Annotated in this window: 1 protein-coding gene and 1 pseudogene; both read right to left on the bottom strand. The window is 71.4% G+C overall.

The genetic code is table 11. From position 1 onward, the window contains the following. Positions 1-47 precede the first annotated feature (47 nt). A pseudogene (gene dnaG / locus ACWDSL_RS52785) lies at positions 48-1,421 on the bottom strand (DNA primase); the annotation flags it as partial. A gap of 129 nt (positions 1,422-1,550) precedes the next feature. Next, positions 1,551-2,831, bottom strand: coding sequence for an NAD(P)/FAD-dependent oxidoreductase (locus tag ACWDSL_RS52790; RefSeq protein ID WP_450496842.1), 1,281 nt, complete (start codon positions 2,829-2,831; stop codon positions 1,551-1,553). Between the last annotated feature and the right edge of the window lie 207 nt (positions 2,832-3,038).

Raw genomic sequence — 3,038 nt, forward strand, 5'->3', positions numbered from 1 at the left:
GCTGACCGTGGTCAGCGCGGTCGTGGTCGGCGGTGTCGCCATCGTCGGCGGCGTCGGCACGGTGTGGGGCGCCCGCCGCGCTGGCCGCGCTCGCGGGCCCACTGGGCGAGCTGTGAGACCCGGCGGACGACGAACTGGGTGTCGAGGATGCCGAGCAGCCCCGCGAGATGCACCGCGGACTCGTGCTGGATCGATCTGTTCTTGATCCCGGCGACGACCGGCGCGGCCTCCTCGAGCGCCGCGGCCCGCCCCACCGCCGTATCCAGGTTGTGCCGGGCGATGATCTGCCGGATCGCGAACTCGAAGAGCTGCGTACGGCTGTCCACCAGCTCCTTGACGGCGCCGTCGCCCTCGGCGAGACGCAGCTCGCACGGGTCCATCCCGCCCGGCGTGATCGCGATATACGTCTCGGCGGCGAACTTCTGGTCGTCCTCGAAGGCCCGCAGCGCCGCCTTCTGGCCCGCCGCATCGCCGTCGAAGGTGAAAACCACCTCGGCGCTCGAGTTGTCCATCAGCAGCCGCCGGAGGATCTTGATGTGGTCGCCGCCGAAGGCCGTACCGCAGGTGGCGATGGCGGTGGTCACCCCGGCGAGGTGGCAGGCCATGACGTCCGTATAGCCCTCGACGACGACGGCCCGGCTGGTCTTGGCGATCTCCTTCTTGGCGAGGTCGATGCCGTACAGCACATGGGACTTCTTGTAGAGCGGGGTCTCGGGCGTGTTCAGATACTTCGGGCCGTTGTCGTCGTCGCGCAGCTTGCGCGCGCCGAAGCCGACGACCTCGCCGGTGATATCGCGAATGGGCCACATCAGACGGCCGCGGAAGCGGTCGATGGGGTTACGGCGGCTCTCCTGGGCGAGGCCGGAGAGGATCAGCTCCTTGTCGGTGAAGCCTCGGCCACGCAGAAAGCGGACGAGGTGGTCCCAGCCGGCCGGGCTGTAGCCGACGCCGAAGTGCTGGGCGGCGGCCTGGTCGAAGCCGCGCTCGGCGAGGAATTTGCGGCCGATCTCCGCCTCGGGGCTGTCCAGCTGCTCCACATAGAACTGGGCGGCCGCCTTATGGGCCTCCACCAGGCGGGTGCGCTCGCCCTGCTGCCGGCCGGGGGTCGCGCTGCCCTGCTCGTAGCGCAGGGTGATACCGGCCTGGGAGGCCAGCCGCTCGATGGTCTCGGCGAAGGAGAGGTGGTCGATCTTCATGATGAAGTCGACCGTGTCGCCGCCCTCCTGGCAGCCGAAGCAGTAGAAAAGCCCCTTGCTGGGGCTGACCTGGAAGGACGGGGACTTCTCGTCATGGAAGGGGCACAGGCCCTTGAGATTGCCGCCGCCCGCGTTACGCAGCTGGAGGTACTCGGACACAACGGCGTCAATCGGGACCGCGTCCCGCACCGCCTTCACGTCGTCATCATTGATCCTGCCTGCCACGCGTGAATTCTACGGCCGGGCTCCGACAACGCCGGAGCCCGGCCGGGCGCGAGCAACCGGTGTACGGGGTTCCGCTACGGGGGCCCGGCGGCGGGGGCCCGGCTACGGGGTTCCGCTACGGGGGCCCGGCTACGGGAGCAGGGACGTCAGCGGGACGGACGGGTTCGCCAGGTCGTCGGGGTCGAGGCGGACGCCGCTGCGGATGAGGCGCTGGATGGGCTCGACGACATCCCATACGTTCACATTCATCCCCGCCAGCAGGCGGCCCTCGCTCAGCCAGAAGGCGATGAACTGCCGCTTGCCGACATCGCCGCGGCACACCACCTGGTCGTACGAGCCGGGCGGCGCGTAGCCGGAGTACTCCAGGCCGACGTCGTACTGGTCGGAGAAGAAGTAGGGCACCCGGTCGTACGCCACGTCCTGCCCGAGCATGGCGCGGGCCGCGGCCGGTCCTCCGTTCAGCGCGTTGGCCCAGTGCTCGACGCGCACCCGGCTCCCCGGCGGCTCGACGCCGCCCGGGAAGGCGAGCGGGGCCGCGGCCACATCGCCCGCCGCGAAGATGTCCGGGTCGCTGGTGCGCAGCGAGGCGTCCACCAAGATCCCGCCGCCCGCCGCGCGGTCCGCCACCTCCAGACCGGACGCCTCGGCGAGCGCGGTGCGCGGGGCGGCGCCGATCGCGGCCAGCACGTCGTGGGCGGGGTGCTCCTCCCCGTCGTCGGTGCAGGCCGCCAGCACCACGCCGTCCTGCCCGGTGATCTCGGTGAGCCGGGCGCCGAAGTGGAAGCGGACGCCGTGCTCCTGATGCAGATCGGCGAAGAGGCTGCCGAGCTCGGGACCGACGACGAGATGGAGCGGGGTGGGCTCCGGCTCGACGATCGTCACCTCGGCGCCGTACCCGCGCGCGGCCGCCGCCACCTCCAGACCGATCCAGCCCGCCCCCGCGATCACCAGCTGGCCGTTGTCGCGGCCGAGCGCGGCCAGGACCGACCGCAGCCGCTCGGCGTGGGCGAGACGGCGCAGATGGTGCACGCCGACGAGGCCGGTGCCCGGAATGTCGAGCCGGCGCGGCTCGGCGCCGGTCGCCAGCAGCAGCCGGTCGTAGTGGATACGGGTCCGGTCGCCGAGGACGACGGCCTTGGCGGCGCGGTCGAGCTGCACGGCGGTCTGGCCGAGGTGCAGCTCGATATCGGCCTGGGCATACCAGGCGGGCTCATGTACGAAGACGCTGTCGCGCTCCTGGCTGCCGGTGAGGAAGCCCTTGGACAGGGGCGGTCGCTCATAGGGGTGGTCGCGCTCGTCACAGATCAGGATCACCCGGCCGGTGAATCCCTCGGCCCGGAGGGTTTCCGCGGCTTTTGCCCCGGCCAGACCCCCTCCGACGATGACGAACGTCTGGTCTGCGTCGACCACTTCTCTCCTCCTCGCTGCCGCGCGATTCCCATGCGCGGCTACGCCGTGTCAAGGCCGGTCGTATGAGTCCCGGTCATGTGAGCCGATGTTCGAGCCTCCCGCACCACGCGTGCGGCGGGAAGAGGCAGTACGCCGTACGGGCCAGCGGGCGGTACGGGGTGGGGCGCTGCGGCCCCGCGCCCGCGCGCGGGCTGGGCCCGCGCGTGC

Source organism: Streptomyces sp. NPDC000941 (genome assembly GCF_053599555.1).